The 16,728-nt window shown below is 65.9% G+C and carries 20 protein-coding genes; 4 read left to right on the top strand and 16 right to left on the bottom strand.

Translation table 11 applies throughout. The features are described from left to right. Positions 1–59 precede the first annotated feature (59 nt). Genes AC6H0W_RS02720 through AC6H0W_RS02760 form a run of 9 tightly spaced genes read right to left on the bottom strand, consistent with a single transcriptional unit; the run spans position 60 to position 7,079 of the window. Positions 60–1,766 carry a complex I subunit 5 family protein gene (locus AC6H0W_RS02720; RefSeq protein WP_497575575.1) on the bottom strand — a complete coding sequence of 569 codons (1,707 nt, stop codon included), beginning with the start codon at positions 1,764–1,766 and terminating at the stop codon, positions 60–62. Continuing rightward, entirely contained in the window at positions 1,763–3,262 is a 1,500-nt protein-coding gene (locus AC6H0W_RS02725; protein ID WP_497575576.1) for a complex I subunit 5 family protein, read from the bottom strand. Before AC6H0W_RS02725 ends, AC6H0W_RS02720 begins: the two co-directional genes overlap by 4 nt. Next, complete coding sequence (locus tag AC6H0W_RS02730) at positions 3,259–4,716, bottom strand: complex I subunit 5 family protein (RefSeq protein WP_497575577.1); 1,458 nt, start codon at positions 4,714–4,716, stop codon at positions 3,259–3,261. Before AC6H0W_RS02730 ends, AC6H0W_RS02725 begins: the two co-directional genes overlap by 4 nt. Continuing rightward, positions 4,713–5,009 carry an NADH-quinone oxidoreductase subunit K gene (locus AC6H0W_RS02735; protein ID WP_497575578.1) on the bottom strand — a complete coding sequence of 99 codons (297 nt, stop codon included), beginning with the start codon at positions 5,007–5,009 and terminating at the stop codon, positions 4,713–4,715. The genes AC6H0W_RS02730 and AC6H0W_RS02735 overlap by 4 nt, the downstream gene beginning before the upstream one ends. Continuing rightward, complete coding sequence (locus AC6H0W_RS02740; RefSeq protein WP_497575579.1) at positions 5,006–5,677, bottom strand: Na(+)/H(+) antiporter subunit B; 672 nt, start codon at positions 5,675–5,677, stop codon at positions 5,006–5,008. Before AC6H0W_RS02740 ends, AC6H0W_RS02735 begins: the two co-directional genes overlap by 4 nt. Continuing rightward, positions 5,677–5,952 carry a Na(+)/H(+) antiporter subunit B gene (locus AC6H0W_RS02745; RefSeq protein WP_497575580.1) on the bottom strand — a complete coding sequence of 92 codons (276 nt, stop codon included), beginning with the start codon at positions 5,950–5,952 and terminating at the stop codon, positions 5,677–5,679. The genes AC6H0W_RS02740 and AC6H0W_RS02745 overlap by 1 nt, the downstream gene beginning before the upstream one ends. Next, positions 5,952–6,272 carry a monovalent cation/H(+) antiporter subunit G gene (gene mnhG, locus AC6H0W_RS02750; protein ID WP_497575581.1) on the bottom strand — a complete coding sequence of 107 codons (321 nt, stop codon included), beginning with the start codon at positions 6,270–6,272 and terminating at the stop codon, positions 5,952–5,954. Before mnhG ends, AC6H0W_RS02745 begins: the two co-directional genes overlap by 1 nt. Beyond that, positions 6,259–6,558 carry an MrpF/PhaF family protein gene (locus AC6H0W_RS02755; RefSeq protein WP_497575582.1) on the bottom strand — a complete coding sequence of 100 codons (300 nt, stop codon included), beginning with the start codon at positions 6,556–6,558 and terminating at the stop codon, positions 6,259–6,261. Before AC6H0W_RS02755 ends, mnhG begins: the two co-directional genes overlap by 14 nt. Then, entirely contained in the window at positions 6,555–7,079 is a 525-nt protein-coding gene (locus AC6H0W_RS02760; protein ID WP_497575583.1) for a Na+/H+ antiporter subunit E, read from the bottom strand. The genes AC6H0W_RS02755 and AC6H0W_RS02760 overlap by 4 nt, the downstream gene beginning before the upstream one ends. A 314-nt stretch (positions 7,080–7,393) precedes the next feature. Between AC6H0W_RS02760 and AC6H0W_RS02765 the strand changes: the two genes are divergently transcribed. From AC6H0W_RS02765 to nikR, 4 genes are read left to right on the top strand one after another with little or no spacing between them, the layout of a single operon-like run. After that, complete coding sequence (locus AC6H0W_RS02765) at positions 7,394–9,415, top strand: TonB-dependent receptor (RefSeq protein ID WP_497575584.1); 2,022 nt, start codon at positions 7,394–7,396, stop codon at positions 9,413–9,415. A 14-nt stretch (positions 9,416–9,429) separates the two neighbouring features. Beyond that, positions 9,430–10,152 carry a DUF4198 domain-containing protein gene (locus tag AC6H0W_RS02770; RefSeq protein ID WP_497575585.1) on the top strand — a complete coding sequence of 241 codons (723 nt, stop codon included), beginning with the start codon at positions 9,430–9,432 and terminating at the stop codon, positions 10,150–10,152. Then, on the top strand, positions 10,149–10,616 hold the full coding sequence (locus AC6H0W_RS02775; protein WP_497575586.1) for an Ig-like domain-containing protein: 468 nt from the start codon (positions 10,149–10,151) through the stop codon (positions 10,614–10,616). The genes AC6H0W_RS02770 and AC6H0W_RS02775 overlap by 4 nt, the downstream gene beginning before the upstream one ends. A 34-nt stretch (positions 10,617–10,650) precedes the next feature. After that, the gene (nikR, locus tag AC6H0W_RS02780) at positions 10,651–11,136 is read left to right on the top strand and encodes a nickel-responsive transcriptional regulator NikR (protein WP_497575587.1); all 486 of its coding nucleotides are present in this window, start codon (positions 10,651–10,653) and stop codon (positions 11,134–11,136) included. Between the two features lie 981 nt (positions 11,137–12,117). Here the strand turns inward: nikR and AC6H0W_RS02785 are convergent. The 7 genes from AC6H0W_RS02785 to AC6H0W_RS02815 form a co-directional block, all read right to left on the bottom strand. Beyond that, positions 12,118–13,080: a PA2778 family cysteine peptidase gene (locus tag AC6H0W_RS02785; protein ID WP_497575588.1), complete on the bottom strand. Its 963-nt coding sequence runs from the start codon at positions 13,078–13,080 to the stop codon at positions 12,118–12,120. Position 13,081: 1 nt separating this feature from the next. After that, positions 13,082–13,477: a PA2779 family protein gene (locus tag AC6H0W_RS02790; RefSeq protein WP_497575589.1), complete on the bottom strand. Its 396-nt coding sequence runs from the start codon at positions 13,475–13,477 to the stop codon at positions 13,082–13,084. Positions 13,478–13,614: 137 nt separating this feature from the next. Further along, a complete protein-coding gene (locus AC6H0W_RS02795; RefSeq protein WP_497575590.1) occupies positions 13,615–14,007 on the bottom strand; it encodes a VOC family protein in 393 nt (130 codons plus the stop codon). A gap of 74 nt (positions 14,008–14,081) precedes the next feature. Further along, a complete protein-coding gene (locus tag AC6H0W_RS02800) occupies positions 14,082–14,930 on the bottom strand; it encodes an aldo/keto reductase (protein WP_497575591.1) in 849 nt (282 codons plus the stop codon). A gap of 239 nt (positions 14,931–15,169) precedes the next feature. Then, positions 15,170–15,634, bottom strand: coding sequence for a hypothetical protein (locus AC6H0W_RS02805; protein WP_497575592.1), 465 nt, complete (start codon positions 15,632–15,634; stop codon positions 15,170–15,172). A gap of 5 nt (positions 15,635–15,639) precedes the next feature. Next, positions 15,640–15,957, bottom strand: a complete 318-nt coding sequence (locus tag AC6H0W_RS02810; RefSeq protein WP_497575593.1) for a hypothetical protein — start codon at positions 15,955–15,957, stop codon at positions 15,640–15,642. Positions 15,958–16,117: 160 nt separating this feature from the next. Further along, positions 16,118–16,576, bottom strand: coding sequence for a PH domain-containing protein (locus AC6H0W_RS02815; protein WP_497575594.1), 459 nt, complete (start codon positions 16,574–16,576; stop codon positions 16,118–16,120). Positions 16,577–16,728: the final 152 nt, after the last annotated feature.

Genomic DNA, 16,728 nt, shown 5'->3' on the forward strand with positions numbered 1-16,728 from the left:
CCTCTCAGCGGTTCATGGCACTCACAGACGGCCGGGCAATGCCCGGCCGTTTGCATTTCTCATGTCAGCGTGAGCAGCATCAGAAGCAGCGCGAACAGGATCGCCGCTTCGCGCAAGCAAAGGCCCTCAGTCTTGATGCGCATTCCGCGCTCACGAAATAGGCGCCGGGCACTCGTGTTCAAGCCAGTGAGATAACGAGTGCCGCGAGTGCGCAAACACGTGCCGAATCGGCGAGCCATCGTATCGATGTAGGCTGCCGCGGATTCGAGCCGGATCAGCACGTCGCCGGCCGGCACCGGCCACGCCCGCGCGAAGCGCCATGCCATCACACTCAGCGCAACACCCGCCAGCACCGGCCACGCCAGGTCGAACACATCGCCGGCACTCTCTGGCCAGCTTCCGCCCCAATCCTGCACCGGCAACAGCAGCACGGCCACTGCACTCGCCGTAAGTACGAGCCCCCAGCCTGCCCATCCCGAGGGGCTCGCTTTGTCCCCGGTTTCCCTTCCGTGCAACAAGTACAGATAGCGCGCGATCAGCGTGGTGGTGCCGATGGCCGCGAGGCTCAGGGCAAGTGGCAGCCATGACCACCACTCGGGCATGTCGTTGGCGCCATACAGCACGCCTTTGAGACCGAGCTTGGAGACTGCGCCGCTGCTCATCAGGCCGGCCAAGCTCAGGCCCGGCAGGGCGAGCAGCACCCACAACCACGGGCGGATGCAGCGGCCGCAGTGTTGGGCGATGCCGGTGCCGAGGAAGAGCGCGCCTTTGGCGAGGCCGTGGTGCAACGCGTAGAGGGCAATCACGGGTGCCAGCAGTGGCCACAGATGGGCGCTGTAGAGCGCGGCGCCGATGGCTACGGTGATGAGGCCCATTTGGCTGATGCTCGAGTAGGCGAGCACGGTTTTCGGGGTGCGCTGGTTCACGCCAATCAGTGCTGCGCCGAAGGCAGCGGCAAAGCCGGTGACGATCACCACCGCACCGAAGGTTTCGAGATTGGCCACGCCCAGCGGCAAGGTGTTCATCCAGCCGAGCAGGCCGGCTTTGATCATGGCGCCGCTGAGCACGGCGCTGGCGGGCACGGGCGCCACGGGGTGCGCCAGCGGCAGCCACATGTGCAGCAGCGGCAGGCCGGCTTTGATGCCGAAGCCGAGCCACAGGCAGGTGATGATCAGCGTGCGGTGTTCCGACAAGGTGATCGCCGCCGGTACATCGGCCAGGAGCGGCAACAACAGTGGGCTGGCGGTGAGTTGGACGGCCAGCAGCAGGCCGGTGAGGATCAGGCCTTCGCCGATGATGGCCATCACCATGTACACGCGCCCGGCGCGCAGGGCTTCTGCGCTGCGGTCGTGGATCACCAGGCCGTAGGCGGCGAAGGTCATCAGCGCGAAGAAGAAATAAAAGCCCGGCACATCGCGCGCCAGGATCAAGCCGAAGTTGCCCACCATGGTGAGCAGCCACAGCAGTTCGAAGGCCCAACGTCGGGCATCGCCGGCCATGTAGCCGCGGGCATGCAGGCCGCTGCCCAGCCACAGCACGGCAGCCGCGCCAAGAAAGATGCGCGAGAGTTCATCCAGCCCGAACACCATGCCGAGCATCAACCACTCGATGCGCATCTCGCCTTCGCCGCCGAACAGCGCCAGCAGCAGCGCCGGCAAGGCGGCCCAGGGTGTAAGCGTGCCCGCCGCGGTGCGCAGTCGCGGCAGCAACTGGCACAGAGCCAGTCCGAGCGGAATCAGCAGCACGTTCACCAAGGCGGCGTTCATTGCAGGTACTCCCGTGCAACCACCACTTCGGCCCAGTACAGCGGGCTGAACGGCACGCCGGCGAGCAAGCCGGCGCCGACGCTGAACACTGCCGTCGCCACGGCCGGGCCGAGCAGCCACGGCGAGGTGTCGCGCCAGCGGGTGAAGTGCTCGACCGGCCACGGCTCGCTGCGCGTGCGGAACCAGATGCGATGCAGCAGCGGCAGGAAGTACGCGGCATTGAGCATGCTGCTGATCACGAGTACGCCCAAGACCCAGCCCATGCCCGCGTCGAGCGCGCCGATGCCCAGATACCACTTGCTGATGAACCCGGCCACCGGCGGCAGGCCGATCATGCCGAAGGCGCCGATGGTGAAGCAGGCGCTGGTGATGGGCATACGTTGGCCGATGCCGTCGAGCTGGTCGATGCGGCTCACGCCCAGGGTTTCGGCGTAGTTGCCGGCGCAGAAGAACAAAGTGATCTTCATCAAGCCCTGATGCAGCAGATGCACCAGCCCGCCGACCGTGCCGACGGGGCCGAACAGCGTCATGCCGAGCACGATGTACGACACCTGACTCACGGTGGAAAAGGCCAGCCGGCGCTTCAGATCGACCTGCGCCAGCGCGCGCATCGAGCCGTACAGAATGGTGATGGCCGCCACCACCGCGATGGGCTCGAGCAGCCCCAGGCGCCAGGTGAACTCCATGCCGAAGACGTCGTACACCACACGCACGATGCCGAAGGCGCCTGCCTTCACCACCGCCACGGCATGCAGCAGGGCGCTGACTGGGGCCGGCGCCACCATGGCCATCGGCAGCCACCCGTGCAGCGGCACCAGCGCGGCCTTCACGCCCAGACCGATGATCAGCAGCGCAAAGATCGCCTTCAGCAGCGGGTACAGCTCATCGTCGATCTCGAACATCGCTGCCCCGGCCGAGAATTCGACGTTGCCGACCAGCGGATACAGCGCCGCCACCCCCAACAGCAGCACGACCCCGCCACCCAGCGTGTACATGAGGTAAGTGCGCCCGGCCCGCAGCGCCTTGTCGGTGCCGCGATGCACTACCAGCGGATAGGTCGAGAGCGTGAGGAATTCGTAGAACAGCAGGAAGGTGAACAGGTTTCCGGCGAGCGAGATGCCTACCGTCGAAGCCACGCACAGGCTGAAGAAGCCGAAGAAACGACTGCGGTTGGGTGAGCCTTCGAGGTAGCCGATGGCGTAGATTGTGGTGCACAGCCACAGCAGCGACGACAGGCCGGTGAACATGATGCCCAGCGCATCCGCCCGCAGCGCGAAGTCGATGCCGTCGACGATGGTGAAGCGGAATTCGTACGGCACTTCATCGAGCACGCCGATGACCATCCACGCCACCAGCCCCAGCTTGAACACGGCGGCGGACAGGTTGAGCGTGCTGCGCAAGGTGTGGCGCTCTTCGGGCAGCGCGAAGATCAGCGTCGCCACCACCAGCGAAATGCCCAGCACGATGAGCGGCAGAAGGGTGTTGAGCGTGCTCATGGCATCACCTCGAAGCCGATGCGCAACCACGCCAGCGGTGCCTGTGCGAACAGCCCGAGGGCAATGCTGCCGAGTGCCAGCGCCAGCGCGCACAGTTCGAGAATGCCCGGAGGCGTGTGGAAGCGTTCCGGCTCCGGCCCATCCAGATACGCCTGGCGGAACACCTTGAAAACATACGCCGCACTGAGCAGGCTGCCGCCCAGCAACACCACCAGCCAGCCCCACTGCGCGCTGGCCAGCACGCTCTGCAGCAGCAGCCATTTGGCCGTGAAGCCGCCGCTCGGCGGCAAGCCCATCAGGCTCACGCCGGCAATGCCGAAGGCCACCAGCGACACCAGGCGGATGCGGTGAATGCCCGCCAGATCGACGATGCGGTTGCCGCGCATGGCCAGCACCAGATTGCCCGCGGCGAGGAACATGCCGGCCTTGGCCAGCGCGTGCGAGAACAACATCAGCAGCATGCCGTCACGCGCCAGTCCGGTGGCCTCGGCCGAGGTGCCGGTGGCAAGCGGAAAGAACAGGAACAGATAGCCGATCTGCGCCACGGTGGAGTACGCCACGAGTTGCTTCAGCTCGGTCTGGTTCCACGCCATCCAGCCACCCCACATCACTGCGCCGGCGCCCAGCAGGCCGAGCAGCATGGCGAAGGATTCGGGCGTCACCTCGGCGCCCAATGTGCCCCAAACCCGCAGCACGATGTAGAACGATGCCTTGATCACCAGCGCCGACAGCAGTGCGCTCACCGGTGTCAGTGCGCCGCCGTGTGCCGGCGGCAGCCAGGCGTGCAGCGGGAACAGCGCCGTCTTGAGCAGCAGGCCGACCACCATCAGCGCCAGCGCAAGGTGGGTGGTGGCTTGCGGGCTGGCGGCCGCGCCGATGTCGGCGAGGCTCAGCGTGCCGTAGGCGCCGTACAGCAAGGCCACGCCCAGCAGATAGGCCAGCGAACCGAGCAGTGCGGCCAGCAGATAACGCAAGGCCGCGGCCAGCGCCTGCTCGTTGCCCTTCAGGGCCACCAGCCCCACCGCGGCAAGGCCCAGCAACTCGAGGCCGACATACAGGTTGAACACATCACCCGACAGCCAGATGGTGTTGAGCGCCGCCATCAGGAACCAGAACAGCGGCCAGAACCATGCATTGGCGATGGCTTCGTCGCGCAGGTAACGCGCGGCGTGAATGGCGCACAGCGTGCCGACCACCGTGGTCAGCATCACCATGCCCACCGCCAGACCGTCGGCGGCCAGCGCGATGCCCAGAGGCGCATCCCAACCGGCCATGGCGTACAGGCTTGCGCCCTGATCGATGAGCGCGCGCAGCACGCCGAGCGAGAGCAGCCACTGCACGGCGCCCACCGGCACTGCCGCCACCGCACGCAGGCGCGCTGGCAGCACGAGCGACAGTAGCGCCCCGATCAAGGGCACCATCACCAGCCACGGCAGTGCGCCGCTGCCGCTCACGCGTCCTCCGGCAAGGTCTCGCGCCCGCTCAGGCGATGCCAGCGGCGAAAGATCACCAGCGCCAGTGCGGTGGCGGCCACCGCCACGACGATGCCGGTGAGCACCAGCGCCTGCGGCACGGCATCCGGCCCGCGGCCGTCCTGCGCCAAGCCCACGAGCAGCAGGAAACAGCCGCTGCCCATGATGTTGAAGGCCAGCAACCGGCGCAGCACATGACGATTCACGATGAAGCCGTAAAGACCCAGCGAGCACAGGCCCGCCCCCACCCAGGCGTACACCAGCGCCGTGCTCATGGCGTGTCCTCGCCGTGGGCGTGTGGCGGTGCCAGGCGGAACAGGCTCAGCAGTGCGGCGGCGATCGACAGCGTCAGCACGCATTCCACGCTGAAGATCATGGCTTTCGCCCAGCCGTCGGGCCAGGCCAGAAAGGCATTGCCAGTGAGCACCGGCACCGTGCCGGCCGTGATGAACACGGCGAGCCCGCTCACCAGCAGGCCACGCATGATCCAGCGGCGTTCGGCGCTGCCCAGTGATACCCCGGCCAGATGCAGCAGCACGCCCACTGCCGCCATCACCGCGCCGGCCTGAAATGCGCCGCCGGGGCGCGTGCTGCCGGCCCACAGCAGGTATCCCGCCACCAGCAGCATCAGCGGCAGCAGCCACGACATCACCGCGCGCAGCAGCGGGTTGGCCAGACCCATGCGGTCAGGGCGGTCGGTCTGCGAGTCGTACAGTGCTAGCGCCACCACGGCGGCCAGCAGCAATACGGCGATCTCGAGCAAGGTGTCGAAGCTGCGGAAGTTGAGCAGCACGGCGGTGGTGGGGTGGTCCACCCCGCTGTCGGGCAAGCGTGCCGCTACCTGCGCAGGCAGATCGACGCCGGGCGCAGGGCGTTCCCATAGCGCCAGGGCCAGCGCCGCAAAGAGGCCCGCACAGGGCACGATGGCGAGCAGGCGCAGCATTATGGGCGTTCCTCCGTCGCGTTGCTGCTTGCATCCGCGCTGCGCCGCCCGCGCAGGAAGCCCAGCGTGTCGAGCAGCAGCACGCCGGTGAGGCCGGCGCCAATGGCGGCTTCGGCCAGTGCGATGTCGGGCGCCTGCAAGCGTACCCACGCCAGCGCCATCATCAGGCCGAACACGATGAACATCACGACCGCGCGAAACAGGCGGGCCGATGCCAGCGTCAGCGCGGCGGTGACCAGCAGGGTCAGGCTGAGGAGCAGGTCGAGCCAAGGCATCAGTCGCTGCGGCTCCCGTCGTCGGCGGTCCATGGCTCGATGCCGCGGCGGCGCGCGGCGCGAGCGACCAGATAGGCGGCCGTCGCACTCGCAATCAGCGCCAGTACCCAGATCAGCAGCAGCTTCAGCCCTGCCGCCACCGAGCCGGCGCCGGGCAGCAGGCCCAGCACGATCAAGCCCAGCCCGAGGTTGTCGGCCTTGGTCAGCGCGTGAATGCGCGAATACACGTCGGGAAAGCGCAGCAGGCCCAGCGTGCCCACCACGAAGAACGCGGCACCGGCGAGCAACAAGCCTGCCTGCACGAATTCAAGCGGGGTCATCTTCCACCTCCGCTGCACTTTGCGTCTGCCGCTTGGCGTGCCAGACGCGTGCCACGAAGGCCAACACGGCCAGCGCCGCCAGCAGGGCCAGCACCAGCGCCACGTCGCGGATGGCCGGCATGCGTTGCAGCTCGGCCAGCACCAGCAGCAGGCCCACGCCGGTGGTGCCGAAAAGCTGCGCGGCCAGCATGCGCTCGGCGATTCCCGGCCCGCGCCAGATGCGAATGAGCCCAAGCGCCAGCGACAGCAGCAGCATGGCGCAGATGATTTCGAGCAATGTGGTCAATCGCCTCCTCCGGCGGTCTCGTCCGTTGCGACGAACAGGCGGGCCAAGCGGTCTTCGGCCTGCGCGACGCTGGAGTGAATGTCCTGACGCACGTCGAGACAGTGCAATTCCAGCGTGCGTCCGTCGAGGCGCACGTTGAGCGTGCCGGGCAGCAGGTTGAGCGTGAGCATCAGCCACCAGGTGGGCGCGCCGGTGGGCAGTGTCAGCGGCACGCGCACGAAGCCCGGCTCCAGGCGCATGTCGGGTTTCAGCGTGCGCCGCGCCACGTCCCAGCCCGAGCTCAGTGACTGAATAAGGAAGAAGAGCACGAAACCCGGCAACTGCAGCAGACGGATGCGGAAACGCGAGACGGGGTGCAGCCACAGGCTGACGGCGGTGACCGCAGCGCACAGCACTAGGCCCACCGTCCAGCCGCCAGAGCCGTCCGTGAGAATCCACCAGCCCCCGGCGAGCAGCGCAAAGCGCACTGCGCCGGCCTTGAGCAAAGGTCCGTCGAAGATACCTGCCGGTGTGGTGCTCACTGGGTGCGGCGCTCCCCGGATGGGTCGAGTTTCATGCTGCCATTGGTGGTTGGGTGGGGCAAGCCGCGCCGCGCGCGCGGCCAAGGCGACAGCGTGCGTAACAGAGCGAGGCATACGCAGTTCGGCGTATGTATGAAATTTATCTTTATCTTCATACTTCAGTGAATTTCCATGTACGGGGAGCCTCGCCTGGAGCGAGTGCTCGTGTTCTGACGTGTCACGCAGGTTTGAGTTCGATGCAATCCAGGTGAGCGCAGGTCCGTGGATATGAAGAATCCTTGATTCATCTTACTTTCATTGCCTTGGAGTTCCGGATGTCCGCTCTGCCCGCTACTGCCTCTTTGACCGTGAGGCGCTTGCTGCCTGCCGTGCTGCTGGGGTGCGCCCTGCCGGCCCTGGCCGCCTCCGAAGAGGTGTTGCTCAACACCGTGGAGGTAAAGGGGCAGACGCTGAACACGCGGGATGCCAGCTATTCCGTCGATGTCATGGACGGCGAAGAGATCCGCGCCAAACGCGTGTCGCGCGTGCAAGAGCTATACCGTCACGTGCCGGGCATGGACATTCGCGGCCTGGGGCTCGACGGCGTGGCCGACAACATCGTGCTGCGCGGCTTCAGTGGCGGTGGCCACGGCGGCGACATTGCCTTCAGCGTGGATGGCATTCCGCTCAACGAGGCCATGTCGCATGCCGACGGCTATGCCGACTTGAATGTCATCGTGCCGTTGGAAGTGCGCGGCATGACGGTGCACAAGGGGCCGGTGTCGGCCCTCTTCGGCAACTTCAACCGCGCCGGCAGCGTGGCGCTGGAAACCCGCAAGGGCGGTGAATACCGCGAAGCCGATTTGTCGGTCGGCAGCTACGGTACGCTCGACGCGCAAGTGGCGCTCGGCCTGAAGCTGCGGGATGACCAGCACCTGAACCTGGCGGCGCAGGCCCTCCGCAGCGATGGCTTCCGAGATCAGTCGAAGTCGTGGCGCGGCACGCTGGCCGGGCGTTGGACGATGGATGTCTCCGCGCAGACGCGCATTGCCGTGTCGGGCCGCCTGCATGCCGCCGATGCCGACAACCCCGGTTACCTCAGCCGTGCGCGCTTTGCCAGCGACCCTTATGGCGTGGAGCCGGGCATCCAGAATGACGGTGCGGAAAAACACTTCGGCACGCTGCGCTTCGATCTGCAGCATTCGCTCAATGACGACCTGCGCCTGCTCGCCTTCGCGTACGGGACGAAGCAGGATTTCAGCCGTTGGTTCACCCGACCGTCGGGCGGCATCATGCGTCAGCGCGAGGAGAGCTATGACCGCGATGTGCTGGGTGCCGGCATGAGCCTCAATGGCCGCCACCGTGGTGCCGTGCCGCTCAACTGGGTGGCCGGGCTGGAGACCTTCCGCGAATCCACCGACTACGAATACTTCGAAGATCTCGATCAGCGTCGCCGTACGACCCCGGCCGTGAACGACCGCACTTCGGTGCTCAAAAGCCTCTCGGCCTTCACCGAAATCGAGGCGCCGTTGCATGCCTTGTTCACGCCCACCGTCGGTTTGCGCTGGGATCGCTTCACCGGCAACTGCCGGGTGAATGGGCCGGAGACGTCCACCGCGCCATGTGGCGGCATGGCCCGCCAGTCGCATGTATCGCCGAAGATCGGGCTGCGCTCGGAAGTGCTGCCGGGGCTGGAGCTGCGCGCCAGCCGATCCGAAGGCTTCGCCTTGCCGTCCAACTTCGCGAAGTACGCTCTGGGCGCTGGCGATCTGGATCCGAACATCTTCCGCCAGACTGAAATCGGGGCACGTTGGCAGGTGATGCCCTCGCTGCTGCTCGACGTCGCGCGTTACCGCATCAAATCGTCCAACGAAATCCGTACGGTTGCCCCCGGCGTGTATGAAAACTTCGGCTCGACCCGTCGTGACGGCACCGAGGTGAGTGTCACCTGGCTCCCGCTCGACGCGCTTGATTTCCAGCTCGCCTGGACCCACACCGACTCGAAGATCACCAAAAACGCGGACGCTGCCTTGATCGGCAACCGTGTCACCGCCGTGCCGCGCAACACCGTCACGCTCGAAACCAACTGGCGTCCGCTGCTCGACTGGCAGGCCACGCTGGTGTGGCAGAAAGTCGGCCGTTACGCCGTGGATGCCGCCAACACGCAGAGCTACTCGGGCTACTCCCTGATCGATCTGCGTCTGGAACACTCCACTGCAGTCGCAGGCCAGCCCACCACGGTGTATGCCGCCATCGACAACCTTACCGACCGCCGTTATGCCACTGCCGTCAATACCATCGGCTACGCTACCGGCGCCCCGCGCATGTTGCGCGTGGGGGCAAGCTTCAGCTTCTGAACGGAGAACCCCGCATGACCACCGCCCGCATTTCTGCCCGCATGCCGCGTGCCCTGTTGGCCGCCTTGTTGTTCATCACCGCGCCGGGCGCGTTCGCACACACGGCCTGGCTCGATTCCACGGGCCCGGGTGCCTACCGAGTGCTGTTCGGTGGCCACGGTGGCCCGCAGGATGTCGAGGACTATCCGGCCGAGAAGCTCGGTCACGTGCAGGCTTTTGATGCCGACGGCAAGGCGCTCACGGTAGAGCGTGGCACCTCTGCCCCGGTGCAGATCAAGGCCCCCGGGGCAGCCGTGCTTTTGCTGCACTTCGACAACGGCTTTTGGAGTCGCGCAGCCGAAGGCTCGGTGAACCGTCCGATGAACGAGGTAGACGGCGCCACCAGCGCCGTGCATGCCGTGAAATACGGCAAGACCGTGCATGAGTGGGCGGCTGGCACAAGCGTGTTCGACCAGCCCTTTGAGGTCGTGCCCTTGGGCGAAGCAGCGCCTGCCGGAGGAGCGCCGCTGCGCCTGCAGGTACGCATTCACGGCAAGCCCGCCGCCGGAATCGCCGTGATGCACGACGGTGAAGCCCCCGGCATGAAGAGCGACGCCGACGGTGTGGTCGAGCTGCTCATGAAGTCCGGCATCAACCGCATCTGGGCGGGGCAGCGCACTTCGATCACGGACGACGCGCGCTACACCACGCTGTCCATCGAATACATGCTGGTGCTCGATCTCGGGGCCTCGCGGTGAGTGGGCTGCGCAGCTGGCTGGTGGCTACGGCGCTCGCACTGCTGGCGCCGCAGGTTTTTGCTCACGCGTTGCAGGTGGTGGTTCAGGCCGAAGACGACGCGGTGATCGGCGAAGCGCTGTACGCCGACCTCAGCCCGGCCGTAGGCGGTGCAGTCAGCGTGTTCGATGCGGCCGGTGCGCCCGTGGGGCGTGGCACCACCGATGACGACGGCGCGTTCCGCATCGAAGTGCCCATGCAGGCAGGCCTGCGGGTGGTGGTCGAAGATGACGAAGGCCACCATACCGAAGCCGTGCTGCAAGCCGTTGTCGGCAGCGACCTCGCGCAGCAGCGCGACTCGATCGCCGCCGGACACGCACACGCCACGCGGCAGGAAACCACCGGCCGCATCGTGTTCGGTGTGTTGGTGGTCGTGGCACTGGTGTGGGGAGCATTGAGGCTGCGCCGACGCCGCAAGGGCGCGTGATAAGCTCGCGGCACAACCTGCCGGAGCCTTTAGCGTGATCGAACGCTTCACCATCTCGCTCGACCAGAGCCTTGCCGATGCCTTTGACGCGCTGATCGCCGAGCGCGGCTACCGCAACCGTTCCGAAGCCGTGCGTGACCTCGTGCGCCGCGAACTTGAGAGCTCACGCGCCCGCGATGAACACGATGGGCAGTGCGTGGCTACGCTGAGCTATCTGTACAACCATCACGAGCGCTCGCTGGCCGAGCGCCTGGCCACGTTGCAGCACGATCATCACGATCTCACCGTGTCGTCGATGCATGTGCATCTGGATCACGACCACTGCATCGAATGCGTGATGTTGCGCGGGCCGGTGGCGGCGGTGCGTGGTTTCGCCGACCGCCTGATCGCCGAGCCGGGCGTGCGTCACGGGCAGCTCAATCTCATCAGTGCCGATGTGCAGCAATCGCCGCACGGCCATGGCGGCGATCACGCGCATCCGCATTCTGCGCAGCACGTGCATTACCGGCCGCGTAGCTGAGCGGGATTTGCTGATGCAGGTGCCGCTGGGGCGTAGCGCCAGTTTTTGCTGTGCGGTGGTTTTCTTACCCCCCTCGGTTTCGGATTTCTGGGATTGATTCATTCCCTGAGCTGATGCTGAGCTTGCCCCCTCGGCGCTTCTTTCTCGCTGCTGTTTGGGACTTTCGGTTTTTGAAAGTCTTTGGGGGAGTTCGTTGTGTTGGTCTCGACTGGCCGGGACTCGCCCCGGCGGGCGACCTTCTTTCTTGTTTCACGACAAGAAAGAAGGCAAAGAAACGTGCCCCGCATCCGCGCCCCTTCGGGGTTCCCTCGCTCCGTGGGATTTCGCCGGCCGGTCCTGAACTCGCTGTCGCTCGGACAGCAGGACCGGACTACCCCGTCGAAATCCCCCTGCGCTCGGCGCTTCTGAGGGGAGGGTGGGTGCGCGCGGTGCGGCACGTTTTTTTTGAGTGAGTGGGTTGGGCTTTGGGTTCGTTCGCAGTGCTATTCGGAAGCGCAAAGGTGCCGAGGGCACAACCGCTCTACCGTCATTGCGAGGAGCGCAGCGACGCGGCAATCTCGCAGCGTGTGCTGGGGGCGACGTCAGTAGATTGCCGCGCTGCGCTCGCAATGACGGGTAGAGGCGCGGCGCCAACAGAGAAGGCTTCAGCCCCAACGCACGTCGTGATTACCCATCCCTTCTGAGCCGCTGAGCGTAGAGCGCTCACGGCGGGGCTTTCCGGCCTTGCTGTTTGAGCGGAACGCGAGTTTGCAAGGCCGGCCGCCGGGAGTGCTCGAAGCGAAGGGACCCCGTAGGGGCGGTGAGGAGGGCGCGTTTCTTTGCCTACTTTCTTGCCGCGCAGCAAGAAAGAAGGTCGCCCGCCGGGGCGAAATCCCGGCCAGTCAAGGCCAGCCAAACGAACTCCCTGCAGCACAACAAGGAGCGGCTCATGCCAAGCAGCAAGACTGCCCGCTGCACACCAAGCGAGGGGCCCGCGCGCAATCAGCGTTGCATCAACCGTTCCAAGGTCGCACGCGGCCCCTGGTCTTCCGGACCGGCAAGCTCGACGGCTTTGCGGGCGGCGGTGATGGCGTCGTTGCGGCGGCCTTGCTCGTCGAGCACAACCGCGAGGTTGTTCCACGCTGCAGACGACGAATGACGCTCCGCGGCCATGCGGAAAGCACGTTCGGCGCCGGGCAGGTCGCCTGCGGCATAGCTGGCGTTGCCGAGACCGATGGCCAGCACCAGATTGTTCGGCCAGCGCTGCAGGCCCGCCTCGTAGGCTTTGGCGGCCTGATCGGGGGGCGCGCTGCGCTCGAAGGCCACCAACGCGCGCACGGCGTCGCTCTCGCGCGCCGTAGCGGGCAACTGGCCCGGCGGCAAGGCCACGAAGGCCCAGTGATTGGCGCGCGACCAAGTGTGTTCGAAGGTACGCAGCGCCATCTGCTGACGCTTCATCGGGCCGGAGCGCAGCAGCATTTCGCCGGCATCCAGGTCGTAGCCGACCGCCACGGCGTAATGCCACGACGGCGCCCACGACAGGCCTAGGTTGGACAGCGTCACCACCGGGTGGCCGGCGGCGATTTCGCGCAGCAACGCTTCCAGATTGCCGGGCAGCAGCGTTGCTACGGCGCCGCCACGTCGTGCGGCGACCAGCATCTCGATCTGCAGCGAGCCCTCACGGCCGGGCACGAACACCTGGCCCGATACCTTTTCAGGAGTGGTCGGAAAGCCGGCAGCCGTCAGCACGGTGGCCAGCGCGGCGGGGCCGCAGTAGAAGGTCTCGTCGGGGAAGAACGGCGTTTCGGTGAGTTCGAAGCGCGCCGGCAAATCGGCGGGGCGTGTGGAGCGCAGGCTGGAAGTTTGTGTGGCGCAACCGCTTAGGGCGCCGACCAGCGGCAGCGAAAGTACGGCCGCCGACAGGAAACGTCGGCGGCCGCGGAGGCGTTGCTCTGTGTGCTTCAACTTACTTCACGGAGCGCGTGAAGGGGAAGACTTTGGTGAAGCCGAGGATGTCGGTGATCAGCAGCACGAAGAACACCAGCAGGATGGCGCCGATGATGCCGCCGGCCGGGGCGTTTTCGATCTGATCGGCGAGGTGCATGGCTTCTTCGTCGGTCAGGGCGGCAACGCGCTCTTGGGCGTCCGTCGGGCTGACACCGAGGTTTTCGAGCTGGGCGACAACGTCGGCGCGCGACATCAGTTCAGCCAGACGTTCATGCTGGGATTCGCCGTTGGCGGAGGCCACCGAGCGGGCGACTTGATCGGTCGGAATCATCGCCGCTTGGGCGGTCTGCAGCACCATGAAGTTGGCCATACAGATGATCAACAGCGACGAGAAAAAGCGCTTTACGGATTTCATGGATGTTCTCCTGCCAGAGCAACGGGTTGCAGCGGCCGCGATTGACCGCCAAATTCATTGTGGCACTCGCGCCTTCAAACTGAGAACCGGCCGGCCCCTAGTCATACGTTACGAAGTGTGTAGCTTGGCAGAAACAGTCAGGCGCTTGGCCCGACCTGCATGAAGGGGTTCCAGGCGACCTCCCAGAGGTGGCCGTCGGGGTCGGAAAAATAACCGGAGTACCCGCCCCAGAAAACGTCTTGTGCGGCCTTCACCAGCGTGCCGCCTGCGGCCACGGCCTGCGCCAGCGTAGCGTCTACGGCTTCTCGTGAACCCACATTGTGGGCCAATGAGATGCCGGAAAATCCAGCGCCTTCGGCCGTTACCCCCGCGTCGGCGGCGAGCGCATCGCGGCCGAACAGACTCAGCCACGCCCCGGCCAGCGGAAAGAACGCGACGGCCTCATTGTCCAGTGCCAGCCGCGGCAGACCGAGGCCCTCTTCGTAGAAGCGCACGGCACGGGCGAGATCACGCACACCGAGTGTGACCATTGAAAGATGTGCTTGCATTTAGGCAGTACTCCCAACTTTGGAAGGAGCGCGCGGTTTCGGCGCTGTGCGGAAAATCAGCGCATGTCGAGCGGGGTCGGCTCGAATGGCGGCGGAAACGCTTCGTCGATCTCCGCCAGATCCTGCGAACTGAGTTCGATATGCGCAGCGGCCGCGTTCTCGCGTACGTGCTCGGGCCGCCCTGCCTTGGGGATCACGATTACGTCCTGCTGGTGCAGCAGCCAGGCGATGGCGATCTGCGCCGGGGTGGCGTCGTGGCGTTGGGCGATGGCTTCGAGCGTGGGGTCGTCGAGAAAGCCGAATTGCTCGTTGGGCGAGTGCTCGATGGGGGAATAGGCCATCACCGGCATGCCCTGCTGGCGTTGCCACGGCAGTAGATCCCACTCCACTCCGCGGCGCATGAGATTGTAGAGGATCTGGTTCGTGGCAAGTTGGTCACCACCGCTGGCGGCGGCGCAGCGCTTCATGCCGCGCGTGTCGAAGTTGCTTACGCCGTAGTCGAGGATCTTGCCGTCGGCCTTGAGCTTCTGGAAGGCTTCGAAGGTTTCGTCGAGCGGGGTGGAGCCCGGCCAGTGCAGCAGATAGAGGTCGATGCGGTCGGTGCCGAGGCGCTGCAGGCTTTGCTCGCAGGCTTGCACCACGCCGCGCCGGCTGGCGTTGAAGGGGTACACCTTGCTGACGTAGTAGGCCTCGTTGCGGCGGTGGCCGATGGCCTCTCCGATAAGTTCTTCGGCTTCGCCGTCGCCGTACATTTCGGCGGTGTCGATGAGCGTCAGGCCCAGATCCATGCCGAGTTGCAGCGCTTCGATCTCCTCGCTGCGCAGTGATGGGATCTCACCCATTTTCCAGGTGCCCTGGCCGAGCGCAGAAACGGTTTTTCCGGAGGGCAGGCGGATGGTTTTCATGTCGGTTTCCCTGCAGAGGCAAAGCGCCATTGTCTTGTGCACCGCCCGGCGGGTGCAAACCGGGGTCCAATCGTGGCCTGCGCGGAGGTGCGGTGCGGGGCACGTCACGCGCATGTCGCGGACTACCGAGGTCCGGAGGTGAGAGCCCTGGAAGCGGGCTGTCCGCAGTGCTTTGAGGGGAAAATCGGGACGGCTTCGCAGCCCTTCACCGTCAAGGGCCGAATGCCGGACTGGGTTGCTCAGTAAGGCTGGCCGCGATACATGCGCACGCCTTTGGCGGGCGCCAGAGTGGTGGGCTCTTCGGCTCCCGCGGGCGCGGCTTCGGGTGGGTTTTCGGGGATGTCCTGCGGCGTGAGGCCGCTGATGGCTTCCGGCGACAGATTGCGCACGAGGATGTTGGTGACCATGCGCACCGCCACCAGGCTCGAGGCGTCGCGCATCAGCACGGCCAGCACGAAGGCGCCGGCGCGGCGCAGCAGCAGGCAGCGCTCGTCATAGCGCAGCACGCAATCGTCGGCCCCGGCCGGGCCGGCGTCGATGGCGGCGTACAGCGCTCGGATGTGGGTGCGCGCGTTTTCGAGGGGATCGCGCGCCAGATCGGGCGGCAGGCGGTGCACATGCGCAACGCCTTCGGCATCAAGCAACCACACGCCTTCCACACCGGCAAGGGCGGTGACGTTGTCGAAGAGCTTGCCTACATCCACGACGTTCAGGCCATGGCCGCGTGCAGTTGCACGGAAACATCGGAAATGGCTGCGCGCGAGCCGGTTTCGACCGACACCGCACCGCCCTCGCAGGGCATGCACAGCGCGTGCAGACTGCCGTGCAATTCGGCCTCACGCAATGCACCCAGGCCGAGGTCGTTACCGAGCTCGGAAGCCAGGCCGAGAATTTTCACGGCGGCACCGCCCAACGTGGCGCCCGTTTCACCACCGCTGAACAGCACGGCGCCTTGTGCGTCGCAGTGTGCGAATCCGCGCACGCCAGGGATGCCGGCGAGGCTTTGCTGGAGATGAAGGGCTGTCATAGCGCGAGACTCCTGAGTTAGGCGTCTCTCACCATGCATCATGCGTGCCAGATCGCTGCAACGCCGTAGCACGCCTCCAAACCGTCGAATTCAAGTGCTGCAGCGGCTTTCGGCGCACCGCGAGGATGCGCCGAAAGAGTGCGATGCACCGATTGCGGGCTCAGCGACTTTTGGCGTTGAGCCGCTTGCGCGCTTGTTCGATGGCCTTGGCCAGACCGTCGGCGTCGCGCACGAAGCTCACGTTGCGCAGTACGCCGCCGGCGATGTCGATGCGCACCGTGCCGCTCCCCATCATGCCGCGAGCGGTATCCACGCTGACGATCTTGTGCAACAGCACTTCGTTCATCTGCCCGCGCAGCGGGCCGGTGCGCAGCAGCACGCGGCGGTTGGTCACGGCGATGTCGCCCAGCATGCTGGCCGATGCCACCAGGATGGCATACGGCACGCAGACCACCACCAGTGCGGCCGAGATGATCGGCACGAACTCGTCCGGCAGCACGTTGGCCAGCACCACGGCGCAGATCGCGACGATCACCGGCTTGATGAACACCATGGGGTGCAGCCGTGTGCGGAAGACGATTTCCTCGCCGGGTTGGAGCAGCCGGTTGACGTAGTTCATGAGTGTTGATGAATGCCGGTTCGTGTCAGGACGGGCAATGATGCCGTCGCGGGCGCGCCATTACAATCACTGCATAACCGAGGCCGCAAATCCCCCGGTTTTTTGCGGCATACTCCGTAGTGATACGGATACGCGACGTACGCCGTTAGTCA

It is taken from the genome of Pseudazoarcus sp. NS20, from assembly GCF_059703745.1.

What these genes read in the sequence shown, in the direction of transcription:
- AC6H0W_RS02720 (WP_497575575.1), bottom strand. Translation starts at nt 1,766, where the DNA reads ATGAACGCCGCCTTGGTGAACGTGCTGCTGATTCCGCTCGGACTGGCT.
- AC6H0W_RS02725 (WP_497575576.1), bottom strand. Translation starts at nt 3,262, where the DNA reads ATGAGCACGCTCAACACCCTTCTGCCGCTCATCGTGCTGGGCATTTCG.
- AC6H0W_RS02735 (WP_497575578.1), bottom strand. Translation starts at nt 5,009, where the DNA reads ATGAGCACGGCGCTGGTGTACGCCTGGGTGGGGGCGGGCCTGTGCTCG.
- AC6H0W_RS02740 (WP_497575579.1), bottom strand. Translation starts at nt 5,677, where the DNA reads ATGCTGCGCCTGCTCGCCATCGTGCCCTGTGCGGGCCTCTTTGCGGCG.
- AC6H0W_RS02745 (WP_497575580.1), bottom strand. Translation starts at nt 5,952, where the DNA reads ATGCCTTGGCTCGACCTGCTCCTCAGCCTGACCCTGCTGGTCACCGCC.
- mnhG (WP_497575581.1), bottom strand. Translation starts at nt 6,272, where the DNA reads ATGACCCCGCTTGAATTCGTGCAGGCAGGCTTGTTGCTCGCCGGTGCC.
- AC6H0W_RS02765 (WP_497575584.1), top strand. Translation starts at nt 7,394, where the DNA reads ATGTCCGCTCTGCCCGCTACTGCCTCTTTGACCGTGAGGCGCTTGCTG.
- AC6H0W_RS02770 (WP_497575585.1), top strand. Translation starts at nt 9,430, where the DNA reads ATGACCACCGCCCGCATTTCTGCCCGCATGCCGCGTGCCCTGTTGGCC.
- AC6H0W_RS02790 (WP_497575589.1), bottom strand. Translation starts at nt 13,477, where the DNA reads ATGAAATCCGTAAAGCGCTTTTTCTCGTCGCTGTTGATCATCTGTATG.
- AC6H0W_RS02795 (WP_497575590.1), bottom strand. Translation starts at nt 14,007, where the DNA reads ATGGTCACACTCGGTGTGCGTGATCTCGCCCGTGCCGTGCGCTTCTAC.
- AC6H0W_RS02800 (WP_497575591.1), bottom strand. Translation starts at nt 14,930, where the DNA reads ATGAAAACCATCCGCCTGCCCTCCGGAAAAACCGTTTCTGCGCTCGGC.
- AC6H0W_RS02810 (WP_497575593.1), bottom strand. Translation starts at nt 15,957, where the DNA reads ATGACAGCCCTTCATCTCCAGCAAAGCCTCGCCGGCATCCCTGGCGTG.
- AC6H0W_RS02815 (WP_497575594.1), bottom strand. Translation starts at nt 16,576, where the DNA reads ATGAACTACGTCAACCGGCTGCTCCAACCCGGCGAGGAAATCGTCTTC.